Genomic DNA, 18,212 nt, shown 5'->3' with positions numbered 1-18,212 from the left:
GGGGCCGTCAGTGCATCAGACGTGCATCAGAGCTTCAGCCGATCCCAGATCACGCCCAGGTTGGCTTGATGCAGCTCCGTGCTGAAGCAGTCTTCGAGTTGTTGGCTGCTCAGTTTTGCCGTGACCTCAGGGTCGCCGGCGAGGTTGGAGCGGAAATCGCCTCCCTCGGTATTCCAGGCGCTGTGGGCGTTCCTCTGCACCACTCGGTAGGCATCCTCCCGGCTCATGCCGGCATCGACGAGGCCGAGCAGGACCCGCTGGCTGAACACCACCCCGCCGTACACATTCATGTTGCGGCGCATGTTGTCCGGGTAGACGCCGAGACCGGCCACCACAGCTGTCATTTCCCTGAGCATGAAATGCAGCGTGACCGAACAGTCCGGAAGCATCATCCGTTCGGTGGAGCTGTGGCTGATGTCCCGTTCATGCCACAGAGCGACATTTTCAAGTGCCGCGACGACATAGCTGCGCAGCACCCTGGCCAGGCCGCTGATGCGCTCACTGCGGATCGGATTGCGTTTGTGGGGCATGGCCGAACTGCCTTTTTGGCCCTTGGCGAAGCTTTCTTCCACTTCGAGCACATCGGTGCGCTGGAGATTGCGGATTTCCGTCGCAAAGCGGTCAAGACTCGCTCCCACCAGGGCGAGGGTCTGGATGTAGTCCGCATGGCGATCGCGGGAGATCACCTGGGTGCTGGCTGTGTCGGGGCTCAACCCGAGACGCTCACAGGTCAGACGCTCCACCTCTGGGTCGGTGTTGGCGTAGGTGCCCATGGCTCCACTCACCTGGCCCACGGCGACATCCCGTTCGAGGCGTTCGAGACGCTCAGCGTTGCGCCGGGTTTCTGCCAACCAGCCTGCAAGCTTGAAGCCGAAGGTGATCGGTTCGCCATGGATGGCGTGGGAGCGGCCGATCATCACCGTGTTCTTGTGCGCTGTCGCCAGCTCGGCGATGGCCTGATCGAGGGCCGTCAGTTCCTGTCGCAACAGCGCCACCGAGGCCTTGAGTTGCAGCGCCAAGCCGGTATCCAGCACATCACTGCTGGTCATGCCCACGTGGATGTAGCGCCCGGCATCCCCCACATGCTCATTCACGTTGGTGAGGAACGCGATCACGTCATGGCGCACCTCGGCTTCGATCTCGAGGATCCGCTCCGGCTCGAAGGCCGCCTTGGTGCGGATGTCCTCCATGGCAGGCTCCGGGACGCGCCCTAAGGAGCAGTTGGCTTCACAGGCAGCGACTTCGACATCGAGCCAACTTTGATACTTGGCACGGTCGGTCCAGATCGCGCCCATCTCGGGCAGGGTGTAGCGCTCGATCAAGGGCTCTCAGACGAACGGTCAATCCATGACCATACGGCGACGGGGACGTTCAGGCTGAGCGCAAGCGACGGTGTTCAACCTCCCACTGCACGTGCTGTCCCCATGACTGCTGCCGCACGAGGCAGACGCCACCACGGCATTCGATCACCTGGAAAGGAGGCAGATCATCAGGATGATTGTCGATCGTGACAAAGGTTCCAGGGTGGAGAAGCTCCAGAACGTTGCTGTGGTTGCGGCAGCGGCGATGGGGAGGCTGCTTGGCGGACATGTCCGTGAGGCGGCTCGGCTTGATCCTCCCGGAGATCAACGGGTTCATGGGTGAACCCCATGACTTTGTTCGGATTTCCACTCTGCTTTTATGAAGCTGTGCCCCGAAAACAACGGCTGGATCTGCATCTGCTGACGTTGGGCCTGGCGGCATCCCGTCAACAGGCTCAGCAGCTGATCCGTGCTGGGAAGGTGCGCGATCGCCATGGCCAGCGGCTGGAGAAGCCCGGTTTTGAAGTGACTGAAGACACGGTTGTTCGTGTCGAGCAGCCGCCACGGTTTGTTTCCCGGGGCGGGGAGAAACTTCTCGGCGCGCTTCAGGCGTTCCCCATCGAGGTGGAAGGGCGTGTGTGTGTGGATGGGGGTATCTCCACCGGCGGTTTCACCGATTGCTTGCTGCAGCACGGCGCGACTCGGGTTTATGGCATCGATGTGGGTTACGGCCAGACCGCTTGGAGCCTTCGCACCGATGAACGGGTGGTGCTGAAGGAGCGCACCAATTTGCGGCGCCTGATCCCTGAGGAGCTTTTCGCTGAGGGTGATTCCAGACCCACCTTGGCCGTGGCGGATGTGTCGTTCATTTCTCTGCAGCTTGTGCTTCCCGCTCTATCTGGGTTGCTGCAACTGGATCAACAGGGTGAACGCTGCTGTGGGTGTGAAGCTGTGCTGCTGGTGAAGCCTCAATTCGAAGTGGGGCGTGAGCGCGTGGGAAAAGGCGGTGTTGTTCGTGACCCAGCGGCGCACCGCGATGCCATTGCAAGCGTGATTGCTGCAGGCCGAGCTTTGAACTGGAAGGCTCGCGGGTTGGTGGGGTCACCGATCACAGGCCCTGCGGGTAATCACGAATATCTGTTGTGGCTTGGCGGATCAGGTGACTCCTCGGTCACCAGCGAGGTGACCGAGGCCGTGGTGATCGCAACACTCAATCCCTGATGCGAATGTCAGAGAGCAGCACCGTCACGATCGCCGGTGCGGATGCGAACCACGGTTTCAACGGTTGAGATGAAGATTTTTCCATCGCCGATCTCGCCAGTTTTCGCTGCTTCGGCAATGGCCGTCACGACCGTGTCCACCCGGGCATCGTCGACGACCACTTCCACCTTCAGCTTCTGAAGGAATTCAACGGTGAACTCAGATCCTCGGTAGCGCTCAACCTGGCCTTTCTGCCTGCCGAATCCGCGCACTTCACTCACGGTCATGCCGACGATTCCGGCATTGACCAGGGCAAGTTTCACATCTTCGAGCTTGAAGGGACGAATGACTGCTTCGACTTTTTTCATGGAAGGAGCTTCAGGCGGTGAAGGGGTGGTTCAGGACTGATTCAGCGGGAGGGTGAAAGGGTCGGCAGAGGTGCGACTGTCAGACCACCCTTGGTGGCGTCTTGCCAGAGAATTTCGGCGTCCGAACGGGACACGGTGACCCGTCCATCGGCCAGAAGGTCCCAGTGCTGAGACTCGAAGTGGGTCTGGAGCCAGAGAATTCCGTGAATGCTGTTTGGCGTCAATCGATAGGAAAGGCCATCTGCCAGCAATCGGAGATCCATGGAATGGGCTCGAGTGTGTCCCCATTACCGCTGGCCCCAGACCCAGTCGTTGTTCGATTCGATACCGAATCAGGATTTGGCTTGCTGCTGCCTGTGCTGATAAACGCTGCCGCGATAGTGCAGCTCGACGGTGTTTTGATCAGCGACTTGATGCTGCAGGGGCGCTTCGTAGTGACTGCCGCGGTACGTGTGATCGACCTGTTGAGTGCTCAGCCGTTCGTGCTGGGCTGGGTCGTAGGCAATGCCTCTGTAGGTGTGTTGAACAGTGGTCATGGGAGAAGCCTCGAAGGGGGTGGTGGTTGTTCCGATCGCTGATCGGAGCCGCTTCGTGGGAAGGAGCGTTGCTTCGCCGCGCGAGTGGCTACTTCCGGCTGGAAAGGCGACGCATGACCGTCGCCTGAGCTCAACGTTTTGTCCTTCAATGCAGTTGTACCGCAAAAGTGTTGTTCATAGTGAACATTTTGCTGATTTGCTTGGAAGAAAATCGGTGAATACCAGGCTCTGGTGGGCCTGGGCCTCTCCGGTTGGGATTTAGGTTCTTTACAAACCGTTGTCTCTGATGTCAGTCATGAGCGCATCCTCTTCAGCAACGACTCGAACGCCTCTGTATGGCGAGCGAGCGATCGCCGAGGCCGAATTGATCTGTTTCGACAACCCTCGGCCCGGTCGGCCCTATGAGGTGTCCATTGAACTGCCGGAATTCACCTGCCTCTGCCCCTTTTCGGGCTACCCGGATTTCGCTGTTTTGCGTCTTCTTTATCAGCCCGGCCCGCGGGTCGTTGAGCTGAAGGCGATCAAGCTGTATGTGAACGGTTATCGCGATCGCACCATCTCCCATGAAGAGGTTGCCAACCGGATCCTTGATGATCTCGTGTCAGCTTGCGACCCGGTTTGGATGCAGCTTGAGGCCGATTTCCATCCCCGGGGAAATGTTCACACCGTGGTGCGTGTCAGCCATGGGACACGTCAACCCTGTTGATCAGTTCCGGCAGTTCTGCAGCGAAACCCAGCAGGTTGCGATTGCAAAGTCCGCCGATGTGCAAGCGCTGATGCACGGCGTCGCTGATCACCCAGATCTGACGCGTCGCCACCATGCTCAGCGCTCCGCCGAGCAGCGTGATGGCAAATCCGGCATAGACCAGAGGCACTCCGGGGTCACGTTTGAGCAGCAGCCCACTGGCAGGGAGGATGTCGATCACCTTCAGGGGTAAGCCCCTCACCTCTGTTCCTTCGCCTCCGGGGCGGAGATTGGTGATCAGTGCACCGTCCGAGCCGAACACCTGCACTGGACCTTGTTCACTGCTGGTGCTCAGAAAGACGGGTTCACTGCCGTCCGGACGGGTGGGCAGGACCAGTCCCCAGACTTGGTCACCCAGCTCCGGAAATGTGCTGAGGGGAAGCTGCAGCATGGGACTTTTGCCGATCTGCACCGTGACTGCAGCCAAAGACCAGTCGGCCTGATACACCGTCATGCCCTGGTAACGGAGTGGATGGTTCACGCTGATCGTGCGGCGCTCGTCCTCTTGGCCTGGTGGTGAGAGAGTCAGCGTCGATTGGAACTGTTCTGCACGTCCGGCAGGGTCACGCGTGATCGAAAAGTTCTCAAGCGTGAGACTGAGGCGATTGGCGCCTGCTGGATCGAGAAGATCCAGAGACCGTCCTGGAGCTAAAAACCGTTCCAGACGCTGACCGGCGAGTGCTCCCCAGGCCGCTCCGATCAGCAGCAACACCAAGCCCGTGTGCACCAGCAGCGGACCTACCCGTCCCACGACGCCGCGACGCGCGGCCAGGCGATCTTGATGCTGCTTGACCTGCCACCCCCGTGATTTCAGTTCGATGGCAAGGCTGGAGAGAGCACCATCGCTGCTGGCACAGCTGAGGGTTTCCGCCAGGGCCAGCTTGCTCAGTTGACGCGGGCGTGTGTAATCGATCCAACGCATGGCCGCCTGCAAGGCCGGCCATTGCCGGCGCCAACTGCAAAGCATCAGGGCCAGGCCGAGCCAGGCGAGCAGAGCCAGGAACCACACGCTTGAGTAGAGATGATCAAGCTGAAAGGCCAGCATCTGGTCACCATTGATCAACCCGAGCCAGGGATCGGCGTTGAAGCGCTCGAGGTACAGCTCAGGAGCTTCTTGCTGAGGAAGGATCGTCCCCACAGCACTGGCTGTGGCGATGAGCAGAAGCAGCGCGATGGCCAGGCGCAGATCGGAAAGGATCGCGAAGACGCGATTGAGAGTGCGCATCCTTAGACCAACCGAGCCAACAGCGTGAGTGATCCCACCGTGATCAGCACGGCTCCGCTGATGCTCGGGATCCATTGGCTCACAGGACGGAGCGCCATCAATTTCGGCAAGGACGCTGCCATGCTGCCCGCCAACAGCAGCGGCAGAACCTGGCCGATCCCGAAGCTGCTCAGGAACAGAATGCCAATCACAACATTCCCAGTGCTGGCGATCCAAGCGAGCAGAACGGCCAAAACGGGGGTCGTGCAGGGCGAGGCTGCTAACCCAAAGGCCAGGCCTGCGGCCAGGGGGGCCAGCGGTGCTGGCACTCGATTGCTCCAGGCCTTGGGATCAGGGCCCGCCGGCAGGGGAATCCGGATCATCCCCAGAAGATTGAGGCCCATCACGATGGCAAGCACAGCCACCAGCGTTGGGATCAGACCTGGCACTTGTCCGTAAATTCCGCCCAGCAAACCGCTGAGGCTTCCCAGCATGACCAGTGCGGCAACAATGCCAGCGGAAAACGCCAGGCTGCGCTGCCAGGGAGCCTGGCGACCCTCAAAGCCGGCCAGATAAGCAAGGGTGACCGGAAGAAGGGAGAGAGAGCAGGGACCAAGGCTGGTCAGGGCTCCTCCGATCAGAACCACCCCCAAACTGAGGGGGCCTGGCTGTTCCAGGGCGTGATTCAGCAGCTGCTCAGCGCTTCGAGCCAGATCGGAAAGCGCTAGATCGAGGAAAGCGATGGTCGTGCCGGTCGGCCGGAAATCACAGACTGCAAGCCTATCGATCAGCGCTTCAATGCCGCCGGAGTTTGCGTTCTGATCTGCGTTGGCCGCGGCCTCCAATGAAGCCTGTGGATTCCAGAGAGCAGCGGATGAGCAGTCCCACGATCATCAGGCTGGACAGCAGCGAGTTGCCTCCATAACTCATCAGGGGCAACGGCAGACCTGTTGTTGGCATGGCTCCGGAGGCCACGGCAATGTTCATGATGGATTGCCCCACCAACAGTGTGGAACAGCCAATGGCAACAAGGCGCGCCTGATTGCTGCGGCAGCGCAGTGCCACGCGCAGGCCGAGGTAGCCGATCAGCATCAAGAAGAGCAGCAGAAGCAACGAGCCCACCAGCCCGAATTCCTCGGCGTACACCGCAAAAATGAAGTCGGTGCTTTGGATCGGCAGATATTGCAATTTCTGCGTTGAGAGTCCGAATCCCTCTCCGAAGACCCCTCCCGAACCGATCGCCAGAAGACTTTGAATCAGTTGGTAGCCATCACCCTGAGGATCTTTCCAGGGATTCAGAAAGGAAATCACCCTGAGTCGTTGGTATTCATTGATCAAAATGCTTGCGGTGCCCAGGCAGGCGCCTCCGATCGCCGTGCCGAACAGTTGCACCAGGGGTAAGCCTGCTGAGAAGGCCATCAACCAGATCAATAACCCATTCAGAGCGGCGGTGCTGAGATTGGGTTGCTTAAGGATGAGAAGCACTAACAGCCCAAAACTGCCGAGCCAAAGCAGCTTCTGATCCAGGCCTGTGCGTTTCCAGTGCGCGAAGAGGTTGGCCGCCTGCAACACCACAAACGGTTTCACGAGTTCTGAGGGCTGGATCTGGATCGGTCCGATCACGAGCCAGCGACTGGCTCCGTTCACCGTGGTTCCCATCACCAATGTGGCGGCAACAAGCAGGCCGCCAATCCAGAGGGCGGGGCCAGCCATCTTCAGCCAACGCCTCAGGTTGATGGATGCTGTGAACGCCATCAAGCTCCAGCTCGCAGCCATCCACACCAATTGGCGCTTGAGATAAAAAGCACCTTCCCCTTGCTCTCGGGCTGCAACCCACCAGCTGGCAGAGGCCAGCACCAGCAAACCCGCAAGACTCCAGATCGCTGTGAGCGTGAGCAACAGGCGTGCTTCCGCAGGCCACAACGACCAGTCGAGGGGGAGGTGGCGGTCCCAGAACGCCTTCTGCTCTTTTTCAGGATGCGTCCGAGTCCTCACGGTGTCCGACCGTGAGGACCGACTCCTCCTGGACATCACGGACGGGCTGCTCAAGAGTCAAGAAAGGAATAAGTGTATTGAGCCGTCTTCAACACGATTTGCCAAGGGACAGGTCATAAAAAAACCCGGCCTTTAGCCGGGTTCGCAAGGGTTTGAGCTGATGTCAGTTACCGACATTCACCTGGCGTGAGCCAGTGCAGAGTTCAACCTTGATGATTCGTCCACCCTGTTTCTGGATTCTCTGTTGTTCAGCGAACCAGCTGTCGTAGGGAACCCACTTGGTGAAGAAGGTGTTCTGCAATTCGCGCTGGGTCCGAACTTTTTCAGGGCTCGGAATGCAGGCGGTGACTTTGAACAACCGCATGGGCCTCAGTTGCCGAGACCGGAACAGATGTAGTCGAAGTAGACACCCATCTCCTTGCCTGCATCGGGGCCAACGAGGGAAGCGGTGACTTCTTTCATGGCCTGAATGGCCTGAACAGTGGCTCCGATGGGCACTCCGAGGGAGTTGTAGGTCTCCTTGAGACCGTTCAGCACCCGCTCGTCGAGGATGGAGGTATCACCGGCCAGCATGGCGTAGGTGGAATAACGCAGGTAGTAATCCAAATCGCGGATGCAGGCTGCATAGCGACGGGTGGTGTACATGTTGCCGCCCGGACGGGTGATGTCCGAATACAGCAGGGCCTTCGCCACAGCATCACGAATGATCGAGGACGCATTGGCGCTGATGGTGGCAGCAGCTTTAACGCGCAGCTCACCGCTGGCGAAATAGCCCTCGAGGCTGCTCATGGACGTCGTGTCCAGGTAAAGACCCTGGACATCCGACTTGTTGATGACGTTGGTGATCGCGTCTTGCATGGATCAGGAGTGACGGAAAGGGGCGTGAAGTCCGGTGATTCAGGCGAGGGCGCCGACCACGTAATCGAAGTAGAAGCCTGCCTCTTCGGCGTCGGCGCCACTGAGGATGCTCATGGCGACGGTCTTCATTTCACGGACCGCTTCAGCCATGGCTTCCAGGGGAGTACCCAGGGAGCGATAGAGCTCGCGAGCGCCGATGACTCCGATTTCTTCAATCGGGGTCACGTCACCTGCGACGACCCCGTAAGTGACGAGGCGCAGGTAGTAATCCATGTCACGAAGACAGGTTGCGGTCATTTCCTCGCCGTAGGCGTTGCCGCCGGGGGAGATCACATCAGGACGCTTCTGAAACAGCTGGCCGCCAGCTGTCTTGACGATGCGCTCACGGCTCTCGCTGAGAACCTGAGCGACGCGCAGACGACGCTGGCCGCCGCCGACGAAAGCCTTGATCTGGTCCAGTTCTCCTGGACTGAGATAGCGGGCTTCGGCGTCCGCGTTGATGATCGAGTTGGAGACGATGCTCATGCAGTTCTACCTCGAAGCAAGCGGCCGCCCGTAGGAGACCGATATCCGGTGTGTGGTGGTGGTGATCTCGACAGAGATCGGACAGCAGCTTAAGGGCCGCAGGTGCTCAGATCGTGGAGATTCGAGCTCGAAGGCCTTCAGATGTTGTATCTGTTGACCTTCGGGGATGCCGTCGGGCTTCACCAGAGATGGTGAGGCCGATCACCAGTGATTCTCAGCCAACTGCTAGGGAGGGTTTGGTGCTGGTAACAGATCTTCATTCCTGGGTTAGGTGTTTGATAACCAGGCATAAAAAAGCCAGCGGTTTACATTCGCTGGCTCTGCAAATTGCGAGTTGTTGTAATTGGTAATTAGACGTGATGCACCAGCATTAGGAGTGCTTACAACGGTTGGCTGGTTGGAGGCGTGAGTCCGGCATTGCCGCTGTAGAGGGATGCTGTGCGGGTGAGGGTTGGCTGGGCGACGCCTGGCTGTGAACTCAAGCCTTGAAGCCCAGGAACCTCAGACGACTCGAATCCGAGTTTGGAGCGAAGATCCAGCAACTCCTGAACAGCTGCACATTGCCCTGATTCTGCTCTCACGATCAGGAAGCGACTCGTTTCTGCCGGAGTGGATGCCCGTCCAACAAGCGCCATTGCCGCTGCGGTGGCAGCGCGTAGGGGCGCCATTTTGGACAGTCTTTCCATAAAGGCTTCACTGGTGGCGACAGCTGCCACGAATCCTTCGAGATCGATTTGGCCATCGCGCAGTCGGGATTCGCTCGTGATCAGGCGTTCGCTTTCCAAAGGCACGCGGTTGAGAAGCTGCCGATAGGTGGCGTCAGCCACTTCTCTCAGTTCTGATTCACTTGGATTGACAGGGAGCGAGAGCTTGGCGGGCAGTCCGGTGCGCCGCTGGAAGCCCAGCGCGTTCCCTATTTGCAAAGCCGCTGTGAGCCCAGTCTTCCCCTGATCCTGTTGGATCGTTCGAGTGAAGCGTGAGTCGAGCGTGCGACTCCACGAGTTGGCCGTGTCTTGCGCCGAGCCTGGTGACGTTGAGCTTCGCTGTGGGCGGCCACGCATCAGTGGCGACCAATTGGATGCTGGCATGGAGCTCACATCAGCGCGCCACTGACCAGCAGCGGTTTGCGTTTGACCCGTCAGGTTCCGGGTTGTGACATCGCTCGTCGTTCGCAGGCGGTCGTTCCGAACAGAGTCGGGACGACGACCCATGGCCAGGTCAACGACGGCGGTGACATCGATGGGACGTCGCAGGGCAGGAGCTCGGCGTGTGTTCAGATCTGCCGGCGTGATGAATCGCTCGTAAGGAACGGTGTCCTCACCAAAGCAATCCTTGTAGTCCTGACCGTCGATCAGTGCATCAACGAGACCGTAAAAGCCTCGGCGGGCGGCAGTATCGAACAGTGCATCAATCTCCCAGCGACCAAACGTGGGTCGCCCGAGCAGTCTGCGATGCATCACTTCGATCGCCTTCGTGATGTACAAGCCTTCCCAATAGCGACGGCGAAACGCATTGGAGCGTGCCACCGAACGCACAAAGTCGCGCAGGCTGATGTCTCCGTTCTCGAGTCGTGCTTCTTCAGAGCTGAGTCGCTCTCCTGCGTAGCCGGCTGTTCCGAGAACCTGTACATAGACCGCTTTGATCACAGCCTGGGTGGACGATTCGGTGTTGCGAATGCTGGGCTGGCCGCCTCGGCGGGGTCTGGCGGCTCCACCGGTTGCGATCTGCTGAAGACGCAGCACTCTTGGGCCGACCTTGCGGGGACGGCTTCCGCGGAACTGAGGACTGTCCATCTGGCCGGGCTGGGCCATGCCATTGCTGACCAGCAGGCGGCGGGTGTCGTAGCCGAAGGGAGCCGGTCGTGTCGCGACTGATGCTGTCGACGAGGGGAAGATCGCGCCGTATTGGTTGCCGACGGGATCATTGCCACCGCCGTAAACATGCTGATCGCCGAACGGCTGGCGGTAGGACGCGTAGAGCGTGACGTATTGCGGAGCGCCTTCGAATGGTGCGCTGAACCTGAACAAACGCCGATTGGAGCCCCAGCCGGCACTTTCCTGGGCTTCTTCTCCAAGATCGCGCAGGTAGGGAACGGTCTCCTCCCCAAAGGTTTGGGCGTACTCACTGCTGTTAACGAGCACATCAACCAATCCGTTGAGACCCTGCTCGCTCACGATCGAGAAGGCTTTGCGGAATTCTTCGAGTGAGCTGATGCCTCGACCGAGGAAGTGGCGATAGGCCAGTTCCACGACGCGACTGTTGACAAATCGACCGTAAAACTGAGTTCGATATTCCTTGCTCTTGCCAAGAGCGCGAATGAACTCGCGCATGGAGATCTTGCCCTGCACGAGCTGACTTGCTTCAGAGCGACAGGGGGTTTGGGAGTAGCCCTTGGCAATATCCCTTTCAAAAACCTGGCGGTACGCAGCCTTCACAATCTCAGCTTTTTCGGCGCCGGAGAGACCGGGACGCATTTCAAAGCGCTGGGCCGACTCAGCGGCCAGGGCATAGATCGCCGGGAGCTGCAGTCCCTGCCGAACAGCGCTTCCAGGCTTCTGCCGCGTTGAAGGGGTGGCAACAGCCAGCTCCTGGAGCAGAACGTTGAAGCAGTCGATCGTGAGGCGACGCGCTTCAGGCAGCTCACGAAGCAGTTGGGCTGAAGCCGCACGCATTTCCTGCAGCGCAACGTTGGTGGCTGTCAACGAGCAGTTCTTCAGGAGAATGTCCCGTAGCCCTCGGGTGTTCACCGAGAGAATGCTTGGGTCTCCTGCCACGAGGGCATAGCCCACATATCGCAGGAACCAACCCATGTCGCGCACGGATTTGCGCATGAATGCGGGGCCGTATTTGGCCACACTGATGGCGTTGAAGCCAGTGGGAAGCACCACACGCACATCGGCATCGCCGCTGCTTCCATCCAGAAGCCTGGTGAGGAAGTTTCCGCGCTTGGTGGTTGCGCTTTCTCCAGTGAAGGTGCGAACCGATTGGGCGAAGGCGACCTGATCGGCGGCCAGGGGGGTGTCATCACCCGCCCGGCGTTCTTCGCCGGTTGTGAGTGGGCTCTCGAGGAAAGAAAGAGGTGTTCCCCCCACGAAAATTCGGTTGGCTGCACGAGCCACGATCGACTCGGCGTTGGCCGCAATGATCCGCGAGGCCTCAAGCCTGTCGTTACCACTGCGGAAAAACGTGATGAGCGAGTCAAGCTCCCCACCATCGGGGAATCGATCCTGCTGCTCGGCTTGGCGAACGCTGGAGAGCGGCAGTGTGTCGTACAGCTGGGGGGAGACCCTGGGGCTGCCGCTGCTGGCGGTCACGGTCATGAACGGAAGCAAGCCGGATCCGGCCAGGTTACGGCTCGTGCCCTGAGCACCTCGGCTGCCATGAACAAATGTTTGCAGGGGTCGCCGTCAGCAGTGACGCATTGCGACAGCGCATGAAATGCTCCATCGCAAGCCGATCGACCCGGAAGCCCGCCGCTGATGCAACCCACCCCGTCCGATGCCGCCACACCAGTGGTGAGTGATTTCTACGACCGTTTTCCCTATCCGGGTGACCCCATTCAGGACGGCCCACCGCCTGGGTACAACTGGCGCTGGTGTCTGGACAGCGTCGATGGCGCCGTCAGAGGTGCAACCCCCGTTCGCGCTGATGCAGGGACGCCTCCCCGCATTCTCGACGCAGGCTGTGGGACGGGTGTGAGTACCGACTATCTCTGCCACCTCAATCCCGGTGCCGAGATCCTGGCTGTCGATATCAGCGCCGGTGCTCTGGGACTGGCCAGAGAGCGGCTGCACCGCTCCGGAGGAGCAAAGCAGGTTCGATCACTGCGTCAGGAACAGCGCAGCCTCTTGGATCTCAAGGATGAGGGGCCCTTTGACTACATCAACTCCGTGGGTGTCCTGCATCATTTGCGAGACCCTCTGGCGGGTCTGAAAGCTCTTGCTGCGCTGCTGGACGAAGACGGCTTGATGCACCTGTTCCTGTATGCGAATGCAGGGCGCTGGGAAATCCACCGGACGCAGAGAGCCCTGACCAGGCTTGGCGTGGGGCAGGACGGAGAAGCTCTGCGCCTGGGCCGAGAGCTGTTCGAGGTGCTGCCTGAATCCAATCGGCTTCGCCGTAACCATGAACAGCGGTGGTTGATCGACACCGCTGCCGATGCCAACTTCGCAGACATGTATCTGCACCCCCAGGAGACCAGTTACGACCTCAAGTCACTGTTTGCCTTGATTGAGGCCTCCGGGTTGCATTTCGCTGGCTTCTCCAATCCTTCGGTTTGGGATCCAGCGCGTGTGTTGAGCGGTGATCTCCTGGCACGGGCGCAATCGCTTCCCATCCAGGATCAGTGGTTTCTGATCGAGGATCTCGATACGGAGATCAGTCATTTCGAGTTTTTTGTTGCGCGGAAACCGATTCAGAAGCGGCGCTGGGACGATGACGGGGAGCTCTTGAAGACGCGAGGCCGACGCCAGTCGTGTTTGTGGGGCTGGCCCTCCGTCAGCCTGCTGGGTCCTGATCTCGAGCCGATGGCGTTGTCTGCGCAGGAAAAGCAGCTGCTTGAGGCTGTGGATGCCCACCCTGAGCATTCTCTCGGAGAGCTCGATTTAGGCCCCTGGACTGCTGATGTGGCAAGGGCTCTGATCCAGCGGCGTCTGCTGTTGCCCATCGCTGAAGCAGGGGGGGGCAGGGAAAACGCGTGATAGATTCCGCGCGCTTTCTCAGGCGTTGTTTGCTGGCTACCACTCCGATCGAATCCAGTGCGGCATCCGTTGCAACCGATTCGGGCATGGGTGAGTACGCCAGGCTCCAACGACGCTTGATGCTGGCCACCCTCACCGTCTCCCTGCTCGCGGCTCTTGTCGCGTTCGTTCGATTCGATGCTCTGGTGGCCCGCAGCCTGCTGGTGGGCTCGTGTGCTGGTCTTCTGTACCTGCGCTTACTCGCCCGCAGCGTGGCCAGGCTCGGCGGAGGTTCCCGTCAGGTTGGGCGATTTCAGCTGGTGGTGCCAATGCTTCTCATCGTGGCAGCGGCCAAACTTCCCCAGCTCGAGCTTCTTCCCGCCTTCATCGGTTTTCTTCTCTACAAGCCCGCTTTGATTCTTCAGACCGTCATCGACGCCTGATTTCGCGCACTCATCACCGTCATGGTTCCGTCGCTCCTCAATCTGCCCTTCGCCGAACTCGAGGTCGGTCAGCACCTGTACTGGCAGATCGGCAATCTGAACCTGCATGGCCAGGTTTTCCTCAGCTCATGGGTCGTGATCGGCTTGCTGCTCCTGCTCGTTGTGAGCGGAACCCGCAAGATGGAACGCGATCCGAAAGGTGTTCAGAACCTTCTGGAATACCTCTGGGATTACCTTCGGGAGCTCGCACGGGAGCAGATCGGCGAGAAGGCTTACAGAGATTGGCTTCCTTTCGTGGGAACCCTGTTCCTGTTCATCTTCGTCTGCAACTGGGGAGGCGCCCTGATTCCCTGGCGTCTCGTTGAGCTTCCCAATGGAGAGCTCGGTGCACCAACTGCAGACATCAACACCACAGTGGCCATGGCTCTGCTGGTGTCTCTCTCCTACTTCTATGCGGGACTGAGCCGTAAAGGTCTGCGTTACTTCGAGTACTACGTGGAGCCGACCCCGATCATGCTCCCTTTCAAAATCATCGAAGACTTCACGAAGCCTCTGTCGCTTTCGTTCCGTCTTTTCGGAAACATCCTGGCTGACGAACTGGTTGTGGCCGTCCTGGCCTTCCTCGTGCCTGTGCTGGTCCCGCTGCCTGCCATGTTCCTCGGGTTGTTTACCAGTGCCATTCAGGCCCTGATTTTCGCCACCCTTGCCGCGAATTACATCGGCGAGGCTGTGCACGAAGAGGCCCACTAAGTCTTTTCGTGCCTTTCGCAGGTCCCCCGCGATCTGCTAAACACATCGCGCGCAGGTCCGGGTGGAACCGGGCCCGCCCTCCATCGTGAGGGTGTCCCGGGCGCGTCCTGCCCTTTCCGCGCTCATCCTGCGCACCTCCAACCGCTTTCCACCAATGAGTGATCTGACCTCCGCCGCTTCCGTTCTGGCCGCCGCTCTCGCGGTGGGTCTCGCCGCCATCGGCCCTGGTATCGGCCAGGGCACCGCAGCCGGTCAGGCTGTGGAAGGCATCGCCCGCCAGCCTGAAGCTGAAGGCAAGATCCGCGGAACCCTGCTGCTCTCCCTGGCCTTCATGGAAGCTCTGACCATCTACGGCCTGGTGGTGGCACTGGTTCTTCTGTTCGCCAACCCCTTCGCTGGCTGATCAGATTCGCTTGCGGGGAGACCTCACGTCTCCCCGCGCTTCTGATCCGTTCGATTTGACTGTCCCAATCGCATCCTTCCATGACCTGGCTTCTGCTCGCTGAAGCAGGTGTTCCGGAGGGAGGTCTTTTTGACCTCGATGCCACCCTGCCGCTGATGGCGGTTCAGGTGGTTCTCCTCACCTTCCTGCTCAATTCCCTGTTCTTCCGGCCGGTCGGCAAGGTCGTGGAGGATCGCGAGGGTTACATCGCGACCAGTCGTGCTGAGGCCAAGCAAAAGCTTGAGCAAATCAACCGACTGGAAGCCGATCTCCAAGATCAACTGCGTGGAGCCCGTCAGGCTGCTCAGTCAGCCATCGTTGAGGCTGAACAGGAAGTTGATCGTCTGTACCGCGAGGCCCTCGCCGAAGCGGAAGCCGAAGCCAATCGCACCCGCGAAAAGGCCCGGCGCGAGATCGAGTCCCAACGAGAATCTGCCCAGGCTCAGCTCATGAGTCAGGTGGATCAGCTCAGTGCCCAGATCATCAACAGACTTCTGGCCGCCTGACGATGACTATGCCTCTTCCACTTTTTGCCTCGGAAGGTGGGTTCGGTCTGAACCTCAACCTTTTCGAGACCAACCTCATCAACCTCGTCATTGTGATCGGGGTTCTTTACTGGTTCCTGAAGGGCTTCTTAGGGGGCATCCTTGAGCGTCGCCGCCAAGCGATTCTGAAGGACCTCGAGGATTCCGAAGGCCGGTTGCGTCAGGCCACCACCGATCTGGCTCGAGCCCAAGAAGACCTCGCTGCTGCTCAGCAGAAAGCAGAGAAAATCCGCTCTGACGGCAAGGCCCGAGCTGAAGCCATCCGCAAGGACGGTGAAATGCGCACGATCAATGCCATGGCTGCTGTCAAGCAGGATGCTTTGGCTGATCTCAATGCAGAAGGTGCTCGCCTCACCGAACAACTGCGCCGCGAGGCTGCACTCGCCGCCATCGACAAGGTGATGACCGAACTTCCTGGACGTCTCGATCAAGCGGGACAGTCCCGGTTGATTGATGCCTCCATCAGCAACCTGGAGGACGCCTGATGCCACTGCTCAACACTCTGGCAACTCCGTACGCCGAGGCTCTTCTTCAGGTCACTGATGGTCGCAGTGAATCCGATGATGTTGCCGCACAGTGCAAGGAACTCCTTGCGGTCTGGGATTCCAGCACCGCCTTGCGCGACGCCATGACATCTCCGGTTCTTGAGCCTTCTGCCAAGAAACAGGCCCTGTCAAAACTGCTGGCTGAGCAGATCAAGCCTTCACTGATGAACCTTCTCAAGGTTCTCGCTGATCGCCAGCGTTTGACTGCACTCGATGCCGTCCTGCGCCGCTACCTGGAGCTGTATCGCGAATCGCGCAACATCTCCCTGGCACATGTGCGCTGCGCACAGGCTTTGTCTGATGACCAAACCAAAGCCCTCACGGCAAAGGTTCAGTCCATGGTCGGAACCGGTTCCGTTGAGATTGATCTCACCATCGACGCCAGCCTGATCGGTGGTTTCGTGATCAACATCGGCTCTCAAGTCATCGACGCCAGCCTTTCTGGCCAGGTTCGTCGCCTTGGTCTTTCGCTCGCGAAGGCGAGCTGAGCACCTCTCTCTTCAACCCCACGCTCCTCCTCTCACGCCCTTTTCCAGGGTTTACCCGCCATGGTTTCCATCCGTCCCGACGAGATCAGCGCCATCCTCAAACAGCAGATTGAGGACTACGACAAGTCTGTTTCGGTCAGCAATGTGGGTTCCGTCCTGCAGGTGGGCGACGGCATTGCTCGTGTCTACGGCCTTCAGCAAGTGATGGCCGGTGAACTCGTTGAGTTCGAAGACGGCACCGAAGGCATTGCGCTCAATCTCGAAGACGACAATGTCGGCGCAGTGCTGATGGGTGAGGGCCTGGGTATCCAGGAGGGGAGCACCGTTCGCGCCACCGGAAAGATTGCATCTGTCCCCGTTGGTGATGGTCTTCTTGGCCGCGTGGTGAACCCTTTGGGTGTTGCTCTCGATGGCAAGGGTGACCTGGGCACAACCGAGTCTCGCCTGATCGAATCCCCCGCTCCCGGCATCATTCAGCGGAAGTCGGTGCATGAGCCGATGCAAACGGGCATCACCGCGATCGACGCGATGATTCCCATCGGTCGCGGCCAGCGTGAGCTGATCATTGGCGACCGTCAAACCGGCAAAACAGCGATCGCGATCGACACGATCCTCAATCAGAAGGATCAGGACGTGGTTTGCGTTTATGTGGCCATCGGTCAGAAGGCTGCGTCTGTCGCCCAGGTGACTGAGGTGCTGCGTGAGCGTGGTGCCCTCGATTACACCGTGATCGTGGCCGCCAATGCCTCTGAACCTGCTGCTCTTCAGTATCTGGCGCCTTACACCGGTGCGTCGATTGCCGAGTACTTCATGTACAAGGGCAAGGCCACCTTGGTGATCTACGACGATCTCTCCAAGCAGGCTCAGGCTTATCGCCAGATGTCTCTGCTTCTGCGTCGTCCGCCCGGTCGTGAGGCTTATCCCGGCGACGTGTTCTACTGCCACAGCCGACTTCTCGAGCGTGCCGCCAAGTTGTCCGATGCCATGGGCAAAGGTTCGATGACGGCACTGCCCATCATCGAGACCCAGGCAGGTGACGTGTCGGCCTACATCCCAACCAACGTGATTTCCATCACCGATGGTCAGGTGTTCTTGAGCTCTAATCTGTTCAACTCCGGCCTGCGTCCTGCCATCAACGTGGGTATTTCCGTGAGCCGCGTTGGTGGTGCAGCCCAAACCAAGGCCATCAAGAAAATCGCCGGCACGCTCAAGTTGGAGCTGGCTCAGTTCGATGAACTTGCCGCCTTCTCCCAGTTCGCATCTGATCTTGATGCGGCAACCCAGAAGCAGCTCGGCCGTGGCAAGCGTCTGCGCGAACTGCTCAAGCAGCCTCAGTTCAGCCCTCTGATCCTTGCTGAGCAGGTGGCCATCGTTTATGCCGGTGTGAAGGGCCTGATCGACGACGTGCCTGTGGACCAGGTGGTTCAGTTCTCTCGCGAGCTCCGCGAGTACCTCAAGAGCAACAAGCCTGAGTTCATCGAAAAAATCCAAACCGAGAAGGTTCTCAGCCCTGAAGCTGAGACCATGCTCAAAGAGGCCGTCGCTGAAGTCACTTCCACCATGCTGGCAACGGCCAACTGAGGTCCTG

22 protein-coding genes and 1 riboswitch are annotated in these 18,212 nt (G+C 59.4%); of the genes, 10 read left to right on the top strand and 12 right to left on the bottom strand.

What is annotated here, in order from left to right; translation table 11 throughout:
• Positions 1-26: 26 nt before the first annotated feature.
• Together purB and SynBMKMC1_RS11920 are read right to left on the bottom strand one after the other, a co-directional pair.
• Complete coding sequence (purB, locus tag SynBMKMC1_RS11925; RefSeq protein WP_186471895.1) at positions 27-1,322, bottom strand: adenylosuccinate lyase; 1,296 nt, start codon at positions 1,320-1,322, stop codon at positions 27-29.
• A gap of 49 nt (positions 1,323-1,371) precedes the next feature.
• Positions 1,372-1,590 (bottom strand): hypothetical protein, encoded by a 219-nt coding sequence (locus tag SynBMKMC1_RS11920; RefSeq protein WP_050815941.1) that lies wholly within the window; start codon positions 1,588-1,590, stop codon positions 1,372-1,374.
• A gap of 98 nt (positions 1,591-1,688) precedes the next feature.
• On the opposite strand from SynBMKMC1_RS11920, the gene SynBMKMC1_RS11915 reads away from it, so the two are divergent.
• Positions 1,689-2,522 (top strand): TlyA family RNA methyltransferase, encoded by an 834-nt coding sequence (locus SynBMKMC1_RS11915; protein WP_186473451.1) that lies wholly within the window; start codon positions 1,689-1,691, stop codon positions 2,520-2,522.
• 8 nt (positions 2,523-2,530) lie between these two features.
• Here SynBMKMC1_RS11915 and SynBMKMC1_RS11910 read toward each other — a convergent pair whose 3' ends face one another.
• The 3 genes from SynBMKMC1_RS11910 to SynBMKMC1_RS11900 all read right to left on the bottom strand — a co-directional run bounded on the left by SynBMKMC1_RS11910 (position 2,531) and on the right by SynBMKMC1_RS11900 (position 3,405).
• Positions 2,531-2,869, bottom strand: a complete 339-nt coding sequence (locus SynBMKMC1_RS11910; RefSeq protein ID WP_186471894.1) for a P-II family nitrogen regulator — start codon at positions 2,867-2,869, stop codon at positions 2,531-2,533.
• Between the two features lie 41 nt (positions 2,870-2,910).
• Entirely contained in the window at positions 2,911-3,132 is a 222-nt protein-coding gene (locus SynBMKMC1_RS11905) for a hypothetical protein (RefSeq protein WP_186471893.1), read from the bottom strand.
• Between the two features lie 69 nt (positions 3,133-3,201).
• Positions 3,202-3,405 (bottom strand): DUF4278 domain-containing protein, encoded by a 204-nt coding sequence (locus SynBMKMC1_RS11900; RefSeq protein WP_186471892.1) that lies wholly within the window; start codon positions 3,403-3,405, stop codon positions 3,202-3,204.
• A 62-nt stretch (positions 3,406-3,467) separates the two neighbouring features.
• Positions 3,468-3,543: riboswitch (Glutamine riboswitch) on the bottom strand.
• Positions 3,544-3,700: 157 nt separating this feature from the next.
• Between SynBMKMC1_RS11900 and queF the strand changes: the two genes are divergently transcribed.
• The gene (gene queF, locus SynBMKMC1_RS11895; RefSeq protein WP_186471891.1) at positions 3,701-4,111 is read left to right on the top strand and encodes a preQ(1) synthase; all 411 of its coding nucleotides are present in this window, start codon (positions 3,701-3,703) and stop codon (positions 4,109-4,111) included.
• Here queF and SynBMKMC1_RS11890 read toward each other — a convergent pair.
• From SynBMKMC1_RS11890 to SynBMKMC1_RS11860, 7 genes are all read right to left on the bottom strand, one after another.
• A complete protein-coding gene (locus SynBMKMC1_RS11890; protein ID WP_186471890.1) occupies positions 4,083-5,375 on the bottom strand; it encodes a cytochrome c biogenesis protein ResB in 1,293 nt (430 codons plus the stop codon). The two genes, queF and SynBMKMC1_RS11890, sit on opposite strands and share 29 nt — an antisense overlap.
• A gap of 2 nt (positions 5,376-5,377) precedes the next feature.
• Positions 5,378-6,046, bottom strand: a complete 669-nt coding sequence (locus SynBMKMC1_RS11885; protein WP_255486401.1) for a cytochrome c biogenesis CcdA family protein — start codon at positions 6,044-6,046, stop codon at positions 5,378-5,380.
• Between the two features lie 103 nt (positions 6,047-6,149).
• On the bottom strand, positions 6,150-7,385 hold the full coding sequence (locus tag SynBMKMC1_RS11880) for an FtsW/RodA/SpoVE family cell cycle protein (RefSeq protein WP_186471889.1): 1,236 nt from the start codon (positions 7,383-7,385) through the stop codon (positions 6,150-6,152).
• 127 nt (positions 7,386-7,512) lie between these two features.
• On the bottom strand, positions 7,513-7,713 hold the full coding sequence (locus SynBMKMC1_RS11875) for a phycobilisome linker polypeptide (protein WP_006043293.1): 201 nt from the start codon (positions 7,711-7,713) through the stop codon (positions 7,513-7,515).
• A gap of 5 nt (positions 7,714-7,718) precedes the next feature.
• Positions 7,719-8,207 (bottom strand): allophycocyanin subunit beta, encoded by a 489-nt coding sequence (apcB, locus tag SynBMKMC1_RS11870; RefSeq protein WP_011933919.1) that lies wholly within the window; start codon positions 8,205-8,207, stop codon positions 7,719-7,721.
• Positions 8,208-8,246: 39 nt separating this feature from the next.
• On the bottom strand, positions 8,247-8,732 hold the full coding sequence (locus SynBMKMC1_RS11865; RefSeq protein WP_011933918.1) for an allophycocyanin subunit alpha: 486 nt from the start codon (positions 8,730-8,732) through the stop codon (positions 8,247-8,249).
• A gap of 380 nt (positions 8,733-9,112) precedes the next feature.
• Positions 9,113-12,052, bottom strand: a complete 2,940-nt coding sequence (locus SynBMKMC1_RS11860; protein ID WP_186471888.1) for a phycobilisome rod-core linker polypeptide — start codon at positions 12,050-12,052, stop codon at positions 9,113-9,115.
• A 159-nt stretch (positions 12,053-12,211) separates the two neighbouring features.
• Here SynBMKMC1_RS11860 and SynBMKMC1_RS11855 point away from each other — a divergent pair, with 159 nt between their 5' ends.
• The 8 genes from SynBMKMC1_RS11855 to atpA all read left to right on the top strand — a co-directional run bounded on the left by SynBMKMC1_RS11855 (position 12,212) and on the right by atpA (position 18,205).
• The gene (locus SynBMKMC1_RS11855; protein ID WP_186471887.1) at positions 12,212-13,432 is read left to right on the top strand and encodes a trans-aconitate 2-methyltransferase; all 1,221 of its coding nucleotides are present in this window, start codon (positions 12,212-12,214) and stop codon (positions 13,430-13,432) included.
• An 86-nt stretch (positions 13,433-13,518) separates the two neighbouring features.
• Positions 13,519-13,854 carry a hypothetical protein gene (locus SynBMKMC1_RS11850; protein ID WP_011933915.1) on the top strand — a complete coding sequence of 112 codons (336 nt, stop codon included), beginning with the start codon at positions 13,519-13,521 and terminating at the stop codon, positions 13,852-13,854.
• 21 nt (positions 13,855-13,875) lie between these two features.
• Positions 13,876-14,604, top strand: coding sequence for a F0F1 ATP synthase subunit A (gene atpB / locus SynBMKMC1_RS11845; protein WP_011933914.1), 729 nt, complete (start codon positions 13,876-13,878; stop codon positions 14,602-14,604).
• Between the two features lie 154 nt (positions 14,605-14,758).
• Positions 14,759-15,007: an ATP synthase F0 subunit C gene (gene atpE, locus SynBMKMC1_RS11840; protein WP_006911576.1), complete on the top strand. Its 249-nt coding sequence runs from the start codon at positions 14,759-14,761 to the stop codon at positions 15,005-15,007.
• An 80-nt stretch (positions 15,008-15,087) separates the two neighbouring features.
• Entirely contained in the window at positions 15,088-15,552 is a 465-nt protein-coding gene (locus SynBMKMC1_RS11835; protein WP_011933913.1) for a F0F1 ATP synthase subunit B', read from the top strand.
• 2 nt (positions 15,553-15,554) lie between these two features.
• Positions 15,555-16,076 (top strand): F0F1 ATP synthase subunit B, encoded by a 522-nt coding sequence (locus tag SynBMKMC1_RS11830; RefSeq protein ID WP_041428669.1) that lies wholly within the window; start codon positions 15,555-15,557, stop codon positions 16,074-16,076.
• On the top strand, positions 16,076-16,624 hold the full coding sequence (gene atpH, locus SynBMKMC1_RS11825; RefSeq protein WP_186471886.1) for an ATP synthase F1 subunit delta: 549 nt from the start codon (positions 16,076-16,078) through the stop codon (positions 16,622-16,624). Before SynBMKMC1_RS11830 ends, atpH begins: the two co-directional genes overlap by 1 nt.
• A gap of 60 nt (positions 16,625-16,684) precedes the next feature.
• Positions 16,685-18,205, top strand: coding sequence for a F0F1 ATP synthase subunit alpha (gene atpA / locus SynBMKMC1_RS11820; RefSeq protein ID WP_186471885.1), 1,521 nt, complete (start codon positions 16,685-16,687; stop codon positions 18,203-18,205).
• The last annotated feature ends 7 nt before the right edge of the window (positions 18,206-18,212 follow it).

The organism is Synechococcus sp. BMK-MC-1 (assembly GCF_014279955.1).
GTDB lineage: Bacteria > Cyanobacteriota > Cyanobacteriia > PCC-6307 > Cyanobiaceae > Synechococcus_C.
The sequence above is the reverse complement of the archived record's forward strand: the minus strand, read 5'-3'. Positions and strand labels throughout refer to the sequence as shown.